Genomic DNA, 13,616 nt, shown 5'->3' on the forward strand with positions numbered 1-13,616 from the left:
CAGCAGCCGTGCACCCGCCCCTCGACATCGGTCGGGGTCAGCCGGTGAACTCGTCCACGTTCTTCGCCGTGACCACCTTCACCGGAACCTTCACCGTCTTCTCGACCTCCTTGTCGTCGGCCGCCCGCAGCGCGTTCTCCACCGCGATCCTGCCGAGTTCCTTCGGCTGCTGTGCCACGGAGGCGTACATCGTGCCCTCCTTGACAGCCTTCAGACCGTCGGGCGTGCCGTCGAAGCCGATGACCTGGACGGACTTTCCGGCCTTGGAGCCGAGTGCCTTGACCGCGCCGAGCGCCATCTCGTCGTTCTCGGCGAAGACGCCCTGGACGTCCGGGTGGGCCTGGAGCAGGTTCGTCATCACGTCGAGGCCCTTGGTGCGGTCGAAGTCGGCCGGCTGCTTGGCCACCACGTCGATGCCCGGGTAGGCCTTGAGGCCCTCCGCGAAGCCCGCGCCGCGCTCACGGCTCGCGGACGTACCGGCCAGACCCTGAAGGATCACGATCTTGCCCTTGCCGCCCAGCTTCTCGGCGAGCGCCTTGGCGCCCAGCTTGCCGCCCTCGACGTTGTCGGAGGCCACGAGCGCGGCCGTCTCCGCCTTGTTGACGCCACGGTCGACGCCGACGACGGGGATGTCGGCCTTGTTCGCGGAGCGCACGGACGGGCCCGCCGCGTCCGAGTCCACCGGGTTGACGATGATCGAGTCGACGCCCTCGCTGGTGAAGTTCTGCAGCTGGTTGGCCTGCTGCGAGGCGTCGTTCTGCGCGTCCGTGACGGTCAGATCGGCACCGAGCTTCTTCGCCTCCGCCTGCGCACCCTCCTTGATCTGTACGAAGAAGGGGTTGTTCAGGGTGGAGAGGGACAGGCCGACCTTCGGGTTCGCCGAGGACGAGCCGTTGTTGAACAGGGACAGCCCGCCCACGATCGCCGCCACGAGAACCACGGCGAGCCCGTACTTGATGGCCTGTGGCCCCTTGAGACCCGACGAGCCCCCGGCACCGGCCGTGACCGGAGTCGCCCCGGCCTTGCGCCGCACGGTGTCGAGGAGCACCGCCAGCGCGATGACCACACCGATGACGACCTGCTGCCAGAACGCCGACACGGAAAGGAGGTTGAGGCCGTTGCGCAGCACCGCCAGGATCAGCGCGCCGATCAGCGTCCCGGACGCCTTGCCCGTACCGCCCGCGAGCGAGGCACCGCCGATGACGACCGCGGCGATCGCGTCCAGCTCGTAGCCCTGCGCGGCCTGCGGCTGCGCGGAGGAGAGCCGCGAGGCCAGCACGATGCCCGCGGCGGCCGCGAACAGACCGGACAGCGCGTAGATGACGAGCTTCTGCCTCTTCACCCGCAGACCGGAGAGACGGGCCGCCTCCTCGTTGCCGCCGATCGCGTACATGGAACGCCCGATGTACGTACGCCCCAGGATCAGCGCGGTGATGAGCCCCATGACGATCATCACGAGGACCGGCACCGGCAGCCAGCCGCCGAGCGTGTCACCGAGGTGCGAGACCGACTCCGGGAACGCGATCGGGCTGCCCTGCGAGATCACCAGGGAGAGACCGCGGCCCACCGACAGCATGGCGAGCGTCGCGATGAACGGCGGCAGCTTCCCGTACGAGATCAGCACACCGTTGACCAGACCGCAGGCTATGCCGGTGGCGATCGCGAGGATCACCGCGATCCAGACCGGTACGCCCTCCGAAGTCGCCGTCCAGGCAAGGACGGTGGCGGACAGGGCGGCGACCGAACCGACCGACAGGTCGATGCCCGCCGAGACGATCACGAAGGTCACACCGAAGGCGAGGATGGCGGTCACGGCCGCCTGGACGCCGATGTTCAGCAGGTTGTCCGTCGTCAGGAAGTCGCCCGACAGGGCCGACATCGCGATGACGAGAATGATCAGCGCGGTGAGCGCGCCGTTGTCGAGCAGGAGCCGGCGCAGGCCGCCCGAGGCGCCACTCGCGCCCGGTGTGCTCTTGAGCGTGTCAGTGGCCACGGGAGCCCTCCACAGCGGTAACGGAGTCAGTAGTAGTGGGTGGTGCGATGGGTGTGCTGACGGCGAGTGCCATCACGGAGTCCTGGGTCGCCTCGTCGGCGGAGAGTTCGCCGGCGATCCGGCCCTGGGCCATCACCAGCACCCGGTCGCTCATACCGAGCACCTCGGGCAGATCACTGGAGATCATCAGGACGGCATGGCCGGCTGCGGTGAGTTCGTTGATCAGCTGGTAGATCTCGACCTTGGCGCCGACGTCGATACCGCGCGTCGGCTCGTCGAGGATCAGCACCTTGGTGTCGGCGAGCAGCCACTTGCCGATGACGACCTTCTGCTGGTTGCCACCGGAGAGCGTGCGCACATGCTGGCCGAGCCCGGCCATCCGTACGCCGAGCTGCTCGGCGATCCTCGCGGCTGCCGTCCGCTGCCCCTTGAGATCGACGAGCCCGCCGCGGGTCGCCGCCCGGAGCGTGACGAGCCCGAGGTTCTCCTCGACGGAGGCGTCGAGCAGGAGGCCCTGGCCCTTGCGGTCCTCGGGGACGAGCCCGATCCCGGCGGTCATCGCCGCGCCCACGTCGTGGCGCGGCAGCCGGGTGCCGGCCACGGCCACCGACCCCTTGTCGTACGGATCCGCCCCGAAGACGGCCCGTACGACCTCGGTACGCCCCGCGCCGACGAGCCCCGCGATGCCGACGACCTCACCGGCCCGCACCTCGAAACTCACGTCGTGGAAGACACCGTCCCGGGTGAGCCCCTCCACGGTCAGCAACGCGGTCCCGGTGTCGGCCCGTTCGCGCGGGTACTGCAGCTCGATGGAGCGGCCCACCATGAGGCGTACGAGCTCGTCCTCGGGCGTGGACGCGGGCACCTGGCCGATGCTCCGGCCGTCCCGGAGGACCGTGACCCGGTCTCCCAGGGCGGCGATCTCCTCCAGATGGTGCGTGATGAAGACGACGCCGACGCCGTCCTCGCGCAGTTGCCGCACGATCCGGAAGAGTTTCTCGACCTCTCCGGAGGTGAGCACCGCGGTCGGCTCGTCCATGATCAGGACGCGTGCGTCCAGGCTCAGCGCCTTGGCGATCTCGACCATCTGGAGACGCGCGATACCGAGTTCACGCACCCGCGCGCGGGGGGACACGTTCACGCCGACCCGCTCAAGCAGCTTGGCGGCGTCGGCCTCCATCGTCTTGCGGTCGATCATCCCGAAGCGACGCGGCTGGCGGCCCAGGAAGATGTTCTCGGCGACCGTCAGATCGGGGACCAGGTTGAACTCCTGGTAGATGGTCGCGATCCCGAGGCGCTCGGCGTCCTGCGCACCATGGATACGGACCTTCTTGCCGTCGACCACGATCTTCCCGGCGTCGGGCCGGTAGGCGCCGGACAGCATCTTGATGAGCGTGCTCTTGCCGGCGCCGTTCTCACCGAGCAGCACGTGGACCTCGCCGCGGCGCAGATCGAAGTCGACGCTGTCGAGTGCGACCACACCGGGGAAGGTCTTGCGTATGCCTTCGATACGCAGCAACTCGTCGGGACTGCTCACGTGTTGCTCCTTTGCGGGGACAGGGGCTCGCCGCACGAGCGGCGGACGACGAGACGGGCGGGGAGGGTGACGGACTGCGGGGGCCGGCCCTCGATGCGGTCGACGAGGGCGCGTACGGCGGCGCGGCCCAGCTCGGGGGTGGGCTGGGCGATCGCCGTGATCGGCGGATCGGTGTGCACGAACCAGGCGATGTCGTCGAACGCCGCGAGCGCGATGTCGTCGGGAACCCGCATCCCGCGCGCGCGGATGGCGTCCAGGGCGCCCAGTGCCATCAGGTTGTCGGCCGCGAAGACGACCTCGGGCGGTTCGGGGAGGTCGAGGAACTCCTCGGTGACCCGGCGACCGCTGGCCGCCTGGAAGTCGCCCTGCCCTATGTAGGCGTCGGGCAGCGGGAGCCCGTACTCCTGGAGGGCCTCCCGGAAGGCGTCGACGCGCTCGCTGCCGGTGGTGGTGGCCGCCGGGCCCGCGATGATGGCGAGCCTGCGGTGGCCGAGGGCGTGCAGGTGGGCGACGAGATCGCGCACGGCCTGCCGTCCGTCCGCCCGGACGACGGGCACGTCCATGCCCGGGATCCAGCGGTCCACGAAGACCATCGGGGTCCCCGCGCGCGCGGCGTCCAGCATCAGCGGGGAGCCGCCGTCCGTGGGGGAGACCAGGAGGCCGTCGATACGGCGGTCGAGGAGCGTACGGACGTGGTGGTCCTGCAACTCGGGCCGCTCGTCGGCGTTTCCGATGATCACGCTGTAGCCGAGGGCGCGGGCCTCCTCCTCGACGGAGCGGGCCAGTTCGGTGAAGTACGGGTTGAGCACGTCACTGATGACCAGGCCGAGGGTGCGGGTCTGGTCGGTGCGCAGGGAGCGGGCGACGGCGTTCGGGCGGTAGCCCAGCGTCTCGACCGCGGCCAGCACCTGGGCGCGTGCCGCCGGGCTGACCGAGGGGTGGTCGTTCAGGACGCGCGAGACCGTGGCGACGGATACGCCTGCCTCGGCGGCGACGTCCTTGATGCTCGCCATCGACGCTCCACCTCCTTGTGGAATCGATTACATGCGCCTACAGGGAGGATTGGAATCGATTACATGGAAGTTAACAAGCCCCTGAGACCGGATCGTGATGAAGGGGCGTGGGGTGGGTGGGGGTGTCGTGTGGGCGTGGGGATCGGCGCGACCGGCCCCCACCGGGCCGCGGCTGCACATGGACCTCGGAGATGCCGCGGACTTCGTCCCTCTGTCAGAGGTGGGCGGTAGCGTCGGATCATGTCCAAGCAAGGGGCGGGGAACGGGGAGCGGAACCTGGCGGTTCTGGAGGGCGTGCTGGAGAGGATCACGTACGCCAATGAGGAGAACGGCTACACGGTCGCCCGGGTCGACACCGGCCGAGGCGGCGGTGATCTCCTCACGGTCGTCGGCGCGTTGCTCGGTGCCCAGGTGGGGGAGTCGCTGCGGATGGAGGGACGTTGGGGCTCCCACTCGCAGTACGGCAAGCAGTTCACGGTGGAGAACTACACGACGGTCCTCCCGGCCACGGTCCAGGGCATTCGCCGCTATCTGGGCTCCGGCCTGGTGAAGGGCATCGGCCCGATCTTCGCCGACCGCATCACGCGGCACTTCGGCCTGGACACGCTCCAGATCATCGAGGAGGAGCCGAAGCGGCTCATCGAGGTGCCCGGGCTCGGTCCCAAGCGGACCAGGAAGATCGCCGAGGCCTGGGAGGAGCAGAAGGCGATCAAGGAGGTCATGCTCTTCCTCCAGACCGTCGAGGTGTCGACGTCGATCGCGGTCCGCATCTACAAGAAGTACGGCGACGCGTCGATCTCGGTCGTGAAGAACCAGCCGTACCGCCTCGCGTCGGACGTCTGGGGCATCGGCTTCCTCACCGCCGACAAGATCGCCCAGTCCGTGGGCATCCCGCACGACAGCCCGGAGCGCGTCAAGGCCGGTCTTCAGTACGCCCTTTCACAGTCCACCGACCAGGGCCACTGCTTCCTCCCGGAGGAGCAGCTGATCGCGGACGCGGTGAAACTGCTCCAGGTGGACACGGGCCTGGTCATCGAGTGCCTCGCCGAGCTGGCGGCACCGGGCGAGGACGGTGAGGAGGCGGGTGTCGTGCGGGAGCGCGTGCCCGGCCTGGACGGCGGCGATCCGGTCACCGCCATCTACCTGGTCCCCTTCCACCGGGCCGAACTGTCCCTCTCGGCCCAGCTGTTGCGTCTCCTGCGTACGGACGAGGACCGCATGCCGGGCTTCGGGAACGTGGCCTGGGACAAGGCTCTGGCCTGGCTCAAGGACCGTACGGGGGTGGAGCTGGCCCCCGAGCAGGAGCAGGCGGTCCGGCTCGCCCTCACCCAGAAGGTCGCGGTCCTCACGGGCGGGCCCGGCTGCGGCAAGTCCTTCACGGTCCGTTCGATCGTGGAGCTGGCCAGGGCGAAGAAGGCGAAGGTCGTGCTGGCCGCGCCGACAGGGCGTGCGGCCAAGCGACTTGCCGAGCTGACCGGCGCGGACGCCTCCACCGTGCACCGGCTCCTGGAGTTGAGGCCGGGCGGCGACGCGGCGTACGACAAGGACCGCCCGCTGGACGCGGACCTGGTGGTCGTGGACGAGGCGTCGATGCTGGACCTCCTCCTCGCCAACAAGCTGGTGAAGGCCGTGCCTCCGGGGGCGCATCTCCTGTTCGTCGGGGATGTCGACCAGCTTCCGAGTGTGGGGGCGGGAGAGGTGCTGCGGGATCTGCTCGCCGAGCGCGGCCCGGTCCCGGCGGTCCGTCTCACCCGGGTGTTCCGGCAGGCCCAGCAGTCAGGCGTGGTGACGAACGCCCACCGGATCAATGCGGGGCAGCAGCCGGTCACGGACAAGCTCAAGGACTTCTTCCTCTTCGTCGAGGACGACACGGAGGAGGCGGGGCGCCTGACGGTGGATGTGGCCGCGCGGCGCATTCCGGCCAAGTTCGGCCTGGACCCCCGCCGTGACGTCCAGGTCCTGGCCCCCATGCACCGCGGCCCCGCGGGCGCCGGCACGCTCAACGGCCTGCTCCAGCAGGCCATCACACCGGCCCGCCCCGACCTCCCCGAGAAGCGGTTCGGCGGCCGCGTCTTCCGCGTCGGCGACAAGGTCACCCAGATCCGCAACAACTACGAGAAGGGCGAGAACGGCGTCTTCAACGGCACGGTGGGGGTGGTGACTTCCCTCAACCTCGACGACCAGCGCCTCATGGTCCTGACGGACGAGGACGAGGAGGTCCCGTACGAGTTCGACGAACTCGACGAGCTGGCCCACGCGTACGCGGTGACGATCCACCGCTCCCAGGGCAGTGAGTACCCCGCCGTCGTCATCCCCGTCACCACGGGCGCCTGGATGATGCTCCAGCGCAACCTTCTGTATACGGCCGTCACCCGGGCCAAGCAGCTCGTGGTCCTCGTCGGCTCCCGCAAGGCCCTCGGCCAGGCGGTCCGCACGGTCTCCGCCGGCCGCCGCTGCACGGCCCTGGACCACCGCCTCTCCGGAGCCCGCCTCCCGGACTGACCTCATCCGTCGGCCCGGCCCCGCCCGACCCGCGGCCAAAAAATGATCGATCAAACGAGTCGGAAACGTCACACGGCACTTTCGGAAGAAGGGGGAACCGGGCAGGATGAACAGGTTGGCGGCACTGAGTGCCGCCAATAGGCCCAATGGTCGACCCCGAGTGCACTCTCCTGCGCCAAATGGGGGATGGTAGAGACAGTCAGGGCACCTCGAAGAAGAGGCACAACGTCGGTGAGGGATGACGTGAGCGACAACTCTGTAGTACTGCGGTACGGCGACGGCGAGTACACCTACCCGGTGATCGACAGCACCGTCGGCGACAAGGGCTTCGACATCGGGAAGCTCCGCGCCCAGACCGGTCTGGTGACGCTGGACAGCGGATATGGAAACACCGCCGCCTATAAATCCGCCATCACCTACCTCGACGGTGAGCAGGGCATCCTCCGCTACCGCGGCTACCCGATCGAGCAGCTGGCCGAGCGTTCCACCTTCCTTGAGGTGGCCTCCCTGCTGATCAACGGCGAGCTGCCCACGGTCGACGAGCTCTCCGTCTTCAAGAACGAGATCACGCAGCACACCCTGCTGCACGAGGACGTCAAGCGCTTCTACCAGGGCTTCCCGCGCGACGCCCACCCGATGGCGATGCTGTCCTCCGTGGTCAGCGCGCTGTCGACGTTCTACCAGGACAGCCACAACCCGTTCGACGAGAAGCAGCGTCACCTCTCGACGATCCGCCTTCTCGCCAAGCTTCCGACGATCGCGGCGTACGCGTACAAGAAGTCCATCGGTCACCCCTTCGTCTACCCGCGCAACGACCTCGGGTACGTCGAGAACTTCCTGCGCATGACCTTCTCGGTCCCCGCCCAGGAGTACGACCTGGACCCGGTCGTCGTCTCCGCGCTCGACAAGCTGCTCATCCTGCACGCGGACCACGAGCAGAACTGTTCGACCTCCACCGTCCGTCTGGTGGGCTCGTCGCAGGCGAACATGTTCGCCTCGATCTCCGCCGGCATCAGCGCCCTCTGGGGCCCGCTGCACGGCGGCGCCAACCAGTCGGTCCTGGAGATGCTGGAAGGCATCAAGGCCAACGGCGGCGACGTCGACTCCTTCATCCGCAAGGTGAAGAACAAGGAGGACGGCGTCCGCCTGATGGGCTTCGGCCACCGGGTGTACAAGTCCTTCGACCCGCGCGCCAAGATCATCAAGGCTGCCGCGCACGACGTCCTCTCGGCCCTCGGCAAGTCCGACGAGCTGCTGGACATCGCGCTCAAGCTGGAGGAGCACGCGCTCTCCGACGACTACTTCGTCTCGCGCAACCTCTACCCGAACGTGGACTTCTACACCGGCCTGATCTACCGGGCCATGGGCTTCCCGACCGAGATGTTCACCGTCCTGTTCGCCCTCGGCCGCCTCCCGGGCTGGATCGCCCAGTGGCACGAGATGATCAAGGAGCCGGGTTCGCGCATCGGCCGCCCGCGCCAGATCTACACGGGTGTGGTCGAGCGGGACTTCGTTCCTGTCGAAGAGCGCTAGGCAGTTCGTTCGTCTGCGGGTCGCGGGGCCGGTCGCCCGGCCCCCCGCACCTTGAAGGGGCGTCCCCGGCCGGGGACGCCCCTTCGGTCGCACAAGTCGTACGGAATAACAGAAGGCGCCCCGCTACGGTCCCCCCACGGGCCGTAGATCGGGGCGCCTTCCCATGTCCCGGTGCGGATTCCCCCCACGGGATCCGGCCGGGCGTCTGAAGGCAGCGCCTGAGTCGCTGCGAGCAAAACGAGCAAAACTGGTTGGACCGGTGAGCTGCGGTCTGCCGGGACCCGTACGTACGGGAGGGCCGCTCAAAGCTCCCCGCTGTACGTGCCCCGGCAACGCAATTCCGAGAACGTCCCCCAAGACGTCCCCAGATGTCAGATACGCCCCCCAAGACGTCTCTGACATCGCCAATCTAGACTCACGAACCCCTTCGATGGTTACGTTCACATCACTGTGATCTGCGTCTCTTGCGTATGTCCTGAAGATGCGCAAGCGCTCCGATATCGCTACCGGAACCCAAGCGTAAGGATGATGCGCGAGCCTTGTGAAGAGCTTATGTGAAGGCGTGTGCCGGACTCTAGGGGGACTCTTGCCTCTTCGTCATGAAAATGCCCTGAGCCGCAGGCTGTTCGTCACCACGAACACCGAGGAGAAGGCCATGGCCGCGCCCGCGATCATCGGGTTCAGCAGTCCGGCCGCGGCCAGCGGCAGCGCCGCAACGTTGTAGCCGAAGGCCCAGACGAGGTTTCCCCTGATCGTGGAGAGGGTCTTCCGCGACAGCCGGATGGCGTCCGCGGCCACCCGCAGATCCCCCCGTACGAGTGTCAGGTCACTCGCCTCGATCGCCGCGTCCGTCCCGGTGCCCATGGCGAGACCCAGATCGGCGGTGGCCAGCGCGGCCGCGTCGTTGACGCCGTCGCCGACCATCGCCACCGTCCGTCCCTCGCCGCGCAGCCGCTCGATCACGTCGACCTTGTCCCGCGGCAGCACCTCGGCGATCACGTCGGCGGCGTCGATGCCGACCGCGCGGGCCACGGACTCGGCGACGGTCCGGTTGTCCCCGGTCAGCAGCACCGGCCGCAGGCCCAGGGCGCGCAGGGCGCGTACCGCCTCCGCGCTGGTCTCCTTGACCGCGTCGGCGACGGTGACGACACCGCGTGCCGCCCCGTCCCAGGCGACGGCCACCGCGGTACGCCCGTCCTCCTCGGCCCGCGTCCTGAACGCGACCAGCTCCTCCGGCAGCGCGATCCCGGCCTCTTCGAGGAGGCGGGCCCGCCCGACGAGGACCTCGTGGCCCTCGACCGTGCCGCGCACACCGAGCCCGGCCAGGTTCTCGAAGCCGCCCACGGCCGCCAGAGGGCCTGTACGGGCCTCGGCGCCCGCGGCGACCGCCCGGGCCACCGGGTGCTCGGAGGCGTGCTCCAGGGCCCCCGCGAGCCGCAGTACGCGCTCCTCGTCGGTGCCGTCGACCGCGTACACCTCCTGGAGGGTCATGCGGCCGGTGGTGACCGTGCCGGTCTTGTCCAGGACGACCGTGTCGACGCGGCGGGTGGACTCCAGGACCTCGGGGCCCTTGATGAGGATGCCGAGCTGGGCGCCGCGGCCCGTGCCGACCATGAGCGCGGTCGGGGTGGCGAGGCCCAGCGCGCACGGGCAGGCGATGATCAGCACCGCGACGGCCGCGGTGAACGCGGCGGCCGTGTCGCCGGTGACGCCGAGCCAGCCCCCGAACGTGCCGACCGCGATCAGCAGCACGACGGGTACGAAGACGCCGGAGATCCGGTCGGCGAGGCGCTGCACCTGGGCCTTGCCGTTCTGCGCGTCCTCCACGAGCCGTGCCATCCGCGCGAGCTGGGTGTCCGCGCCGACCCGGGTCGCCTCGACGACGAGCCGCCCGCCCGCGTTCACGGTCGCGCCCGTGACGGCCGAACCCGCCGTCACGTCCACCGGCACCGACTCGCCGGTCAGCATGGACGCGTCGACCGCCGAGGAACCCTCGACGACCGTGCCGTCCGTGGCGACCTTCTCCCCGGGCCGTACGACGAAACGGTCGCCCACGGCCAGAGCGGCCACCGGAATGCGGACCTCACGGCCGTCCCGTACGACCGAGACGTCCTTCGAGCCCAGCTCCATGAGGGCCCGCAGGGCGGCACCCGCGCGGCGCTTGGAGCGGGCCTCCAGATAACGGCCGAGGAGGATGAGGGCGACGACTCCGGCGGCGACTTCGAGATAGATGGCCGACGAGCCCTCCGTGCGGGAGACGGTGAGCGAGAAACCCTCGTCCCGCATGCCCTCCATCCCCGCGTCGCCGAGGAACAGCGCCCACAGGGACCAGCCGAACGCGGCCAGCGTGCCGATCGAGATGAGGGTGTCCATGGTGGCCGCGCCGTGCCGGGCGTTCGTGAACGCCGCCCGGTGGAACGGCAGTCCGCCCCACACGACGACGGGCGCGGCGAGGGTGAGCGCGAGCCACTGCCAGTTGTCGAACCGCAGCGCCGGGACCATCGACAGCAGGACGACGGGGATCGAGAGGAGGACGGAGACGGTGAGACGCTCGCGCAGCGCGGCCAGTTCGGGATCCTGGGCGGACCGCCCGGCGTCGGCCGCGGGCGGCTCGATCCTCGGCGGGGGAGGCTCCTCGGCCGTGTACCCCGTCTTCACCACCGTGGCGATCAGATCGGTGACCAGCACCCCCTGCGCGTACGAGACCTTCGCCCTCTCCGTCGCGTAGTTCACCGTGGCGGTGACCCCGTCCATGCGGTTGAGCTTCTTCTCGACGCGGGTCGCGCAGGAGGCGCAGGTCATTCCGCCGATCGTCAGCTCGACCTCGGCGGTCGCGCCTATCGGAGTGGTTGCGGTGGTGCTGGTCATCTCCGTGCTCCGGGTTCCGCCGGTGTCAGGCCTTGCCGACGAGCTCGAAGCCGGCCTCGTCGACGGCGGCGCGCACGGCCTCCTCGTCGAGCGGGGCGGCGGAGACCACGGTCACCTCGCCGGTGGAGGCGACGGCCTTCACCGAGGTGACACCGGCGATCTCGGCGATCTCGCTCGACACCGAGCCTTCGCAGTGTCCGCAGCTCATCCCGCTCACCTGGTAGACGGTGGTGAGGGAGCCCGGGGTGTCGGTCTGGGCGGTCATGTCGTTGCTCCTCGTCGAGACGTGTGGGGCGTGCGTGGCCCACGAGGGCCTCACACTATCCACACTGTACCCCTAGGGGGTATTTCGCCAAGAGGGGTCGCGACGGGCCAGCGATCGCACCCAGGCGCTGCCCATCAACGACACGGCGACCATCCCGCCGACCGGGAACAGCGTGAAGAGATGTTTCTGCTGGTCCGTCACGGCCGGCAGGTAACCCGGCCCGAAGAGTGTCGTGTTCAGCCCCGCGTCCGTCACCGGCATATGCGTCCCTTTAGGGGTGCGGGGCTGTGACATGTGCGGCTCCGCCGCGGGGGCGCGCTCAGCCCCCACCGGTCCGCAGGTAGAAACCGTGCTCCCCGCGGGGCGTCTAGCGTTCGATCAGGAACAGTGATCCACGGCCAACGGCGGAGGGGTAAAACACATGCGGGCAGTGGTGTTCGAGCAGTACGGGGAGTCGGCCGAGGTGCGGGAGGTGCCGGATCCGACCCCCGCGCCGCACGGCGTCGTGGTGCGCGTCGAGGCCACCGGTCTCTGCCGGAGCGACTGGCACGGCTGGCAGGGCCACGACCCGGGCATCACGCTGCCGCACGTGCCCGGACACGAACTCGCCGGAACGGTCGAGGCGGTGGGCGCCCTGGTGACCGGCCGGCGCCCCGGCGACCGCGTCACCGTGCCCTTCGTCTGCGCCTGCGGCAGCTGCCCCTCCTGCGCGGCGGGCGACCAGCAGGTGTGCGAGCGGCAGACCCAGCCGGGGTTCACGCACTGGGGGTCGTTCGCCGAGTTCGTGGCCCTGGACCACGCCGACGTGAATTTGGTCGCCGTCGCGGACGAGCTGTCCTTCGGGACGGCGGCCTCGCTGGGCTGCCGGTTCGCCACGGCGTTCCGCGCGGTCGTCGCGCAGGGGCGGGTGGCACCGGGGGAGTGGGTGGCCGTGTACGGCTGCGGCGGGGTCGGGCTCTCCGCCGTGATGATCGCGGCGGCGGCCGGTGCCCGGGTCGTCGCGGTCGACGTCTCGCCCCGGGCGCTGGAGCTGGCGCGGCAGTTCGGGGCGGCGGAGTGCGTGGCGGCGTCCCGGGACGCCCGGCCCGAGGAGACGGCGGAGGCCGTCCGTGAACTGACCGGCGGCGGCGCCCAGCTGTCCCTCGACGCCCTCGGCTCACCGGCCACCTGCGCGGCGTCGGTCGGCAGCCTGCGCCGCCGGGGCCGGCACGTCCAGGTCGGCCTGCTGCCCCAGGACCCGACCTTGCCGATGTCCCGGGTGATCGGCCTGGAACTCGAACTCCTCGGCAGCCACGGCATGCCCGCCCACGCCTACCCGCCGATGCTGGAGTCGGTACGGGCCGGGGCGCTGCGCCCCGACCTCCTGGTGACGTCCACGATTCCCCTCGACGCGGCTCCCGCCGCGCTGGCGGCGATGGGGACGGCGCCGGGGGCGGGCGTGACGATCATCGAGCCGTGGGCGTGAACTGCTCGCTTCCCGGGCCGACATGGGAGGCCCCCCCCGCACGTCTGCCGTGCGGGGGACCTGTTGTCGTGGTTGTCGTGGTTGTCGTGCCGGAGGTGATCAGCCGTCTCTGCGGCCTCTGTTGCCGGGCCGCGAGGCGACCCAGGCGCGGACCGTGTCGGCGTACCAGTAGGGCTTGCCGCTCTCCACGTGGTCGGGCGGGGGCAGCAGCCCGTGCTTGCGGTAGGACCGTACGGTGTCCGGCTGCACCTTGATGTGCGCCGCGATCTCCTTGTACGACCAGAGCCTTCGGTCGGTCATGAGTTGCACCTCCCTGCGCGCGCCACAGCGGCGGCCGAGGGGCGGCCGTCGGGGGAGCCGGGCACTGCGCTGGCGATCACAAAGCCTGTGTCCGCTCAACGACACAGCGTGACCGCCCGATAGCGCCTGTCGCCCGGGTG

Annotated in this window: 10 protein-coding genes; 3 read left to right on the forward strand and 7 right to left on the reverse strand. The window is 69.8% G+C overall.

Features of this window, described 5'->3' with window-relative positions; translation table 11 throughout:
* Nucleotides 1–37 precede the first annotated feature (37 nt).
* From ACZ5VQ_RS29160 to ACZ5VQ_RS29170, 3 genes are read right to left on the reverse strand one after another with little or no spacing between them, the layout of a single operon-like run.
* Nucleotides 38–1,993: an ABC transporter permease/substrate-binding protein gene (locus tag ACZ5VQ_RS29160; protein ID WP_469107468.1), complete on the reverse strand. Its 1,956-nt coding sequence runs from the start codon at nucleotides 1,991–1,993 to the stop codon at nucleotides 38–40.
* Nucleotides 1,983–3,530, reverse strand: a complete 1,548-nt coding sequence (locus ACZ5VQ_RS29165) for a sugar ABC transporter ATP-binding protein (protein ID WP_469107469.1) — start codon at nucleotides 3,528–3,530, stop codon at nucleotides 1,983–1,985. Before ACZ5VQ_RS29165 ends, ACZ5VQ_RS29160 begins: the two co-directional genes overlap by 11 nt.
* Nucleotides 3,527–4,543: a LacI family DNA-binding transcriptional regulator gene (locus ACZ5VQ_RS29170; protein ID WP_469107470.1), complete on the reverse strand. Its 1,017-nt coding sequence runs from the start codon at nucleotides 4,541–4,543 to the stop codon at nucleotides 3,527–3,529. Before ACZ5VQ_RS29170 ends, ACZ5VQ_RS29165 begins: the two co-directional genes overlap by 4 nt.
* 240 nt (nucleotides 4,544–4,783) lie before the next feature.
* On the opposite strand from ACZ5VQ_RS29170, the gene recD2 reads away from it, so the two are divergent.
* Both recD2 and ACZ5VQ_RS29180 read left to right on the forward strand, forming a co-directional pair.
* Nucleotides 4,784–7,045, forward strand: a complete 2,262-nt coding sequence (gene recD2, locus ACZ5VQ_RS29175) for an SF1B family DNA helicase RecD2 (protein WP_469107471.1) — start codon at nucleotides 4,784–4,786, stop codon at nucleotides 7,043–7,045.
* Nucleotides 7,046–7,288: 243 nt separating this feature from the next.
* Complete coding sequence (locus ACZ5VQ_RS29180) at nucleotides 7,289–8,578, forward strand: citrate synthase (protein ID WP_189837719.1); 1,290 nt, start codon at nucleotides 7,289–7,291, stop codon at nucleotides 8,576–8,578.
* Nucleotides 8,579–9,175: 597 nt separating this feature from the next.
* On the opposite strand, the gene ACZ5VQ_RS29185 is transcribed toward ACZ5VQ_RS29180, so the two are convergent.
* The 3 genes from ACZ5VQ_RS29185 to ACZ5VQ_RS29195 all read right to left on the reverse strand — a co-directional run bounded on the left by ACZ5VQ_RS29185 (nucleotide 9,176) and on the right by ACZ5VQ_RS29195 (nucleotide 12,005).
* On the reverse strand, nucleotides 9,176–11,446 hold the full coding sequence (locus ACZ5VQ_RS29185; RefSeq protein WP_469107472.1) for a heavy metal translocating P-type ATPase: 2,271 nt from the start codon (nucleotides 11,444–11,446) through the stop codon (nucleotides 9,176–9,178).
* A gap of 25 nt (nucleotides 11,447–11,471) precedes the next feature.
* Complete coding sequence (locus tag ACZ5VQ_RS29190) at nucleotides 11,472–11,711, reverse strand: heavy-metal-associated domain-containing protein (protein WP_469107473.1); 240 nt, start codon at nucleotides 11,709–11,711, stop codon at nucleotides 11,472–11,474.
* 72 nt (nucleotides 11,712–11,783) lie between these two features.
* On the reverse strand, nucleotides 11,784–12,005 hold the full coding sequence (locus ACZ5VQ_RS29195; RefSeq protein WP_469107474.1) for a hypothetical protein: 222 nt from the start codon (nucleotides 12,003–12,005) through the stop codon (nucleotides 11,784–11,786).
* 127 nt (nucleotides 12,006–12,132) lie between these two features.
* Here ACZ5VQ_RS29195 and ACZ5VQ_RS29200 point away from each other — a divergent pair, with 127 nt between their 5' ends.
* Entirely contained in the window at nucleotides 12,133–13,176 is a 1,044-nt protein-coding gene (locus ACZ5VQ_RS29200; protein WP_469107475.1) for a zinc-dependent alcohol dehydrogenase family protein, read from the forward strand.
* Between the two features lie 99 nt (nucleotides 13,177–13,275).
* Here ACZ5VQ_RS29200 and ACZ5VQ_RS29205 read toward each other — a convergent pair whose 3' ends face one another.
* Nucleotides 13,276–13,476, reverse strand: coding sequence for a helix-turn-helix transcriptional regulator (locus ACZ5VQ_RS29205; protein WP_055615575.1), 201 nt, complete (start codon nucleotides 13,474–13,476; stop codon nucleotides 13,276–13,278).
* Between the last annotated feature and the right edge of the window lie 140 nt (nucleotides 13,477–13,616).

The organism is Streptomyces sp. NPDC033178 (assembly GCF_055577685.1).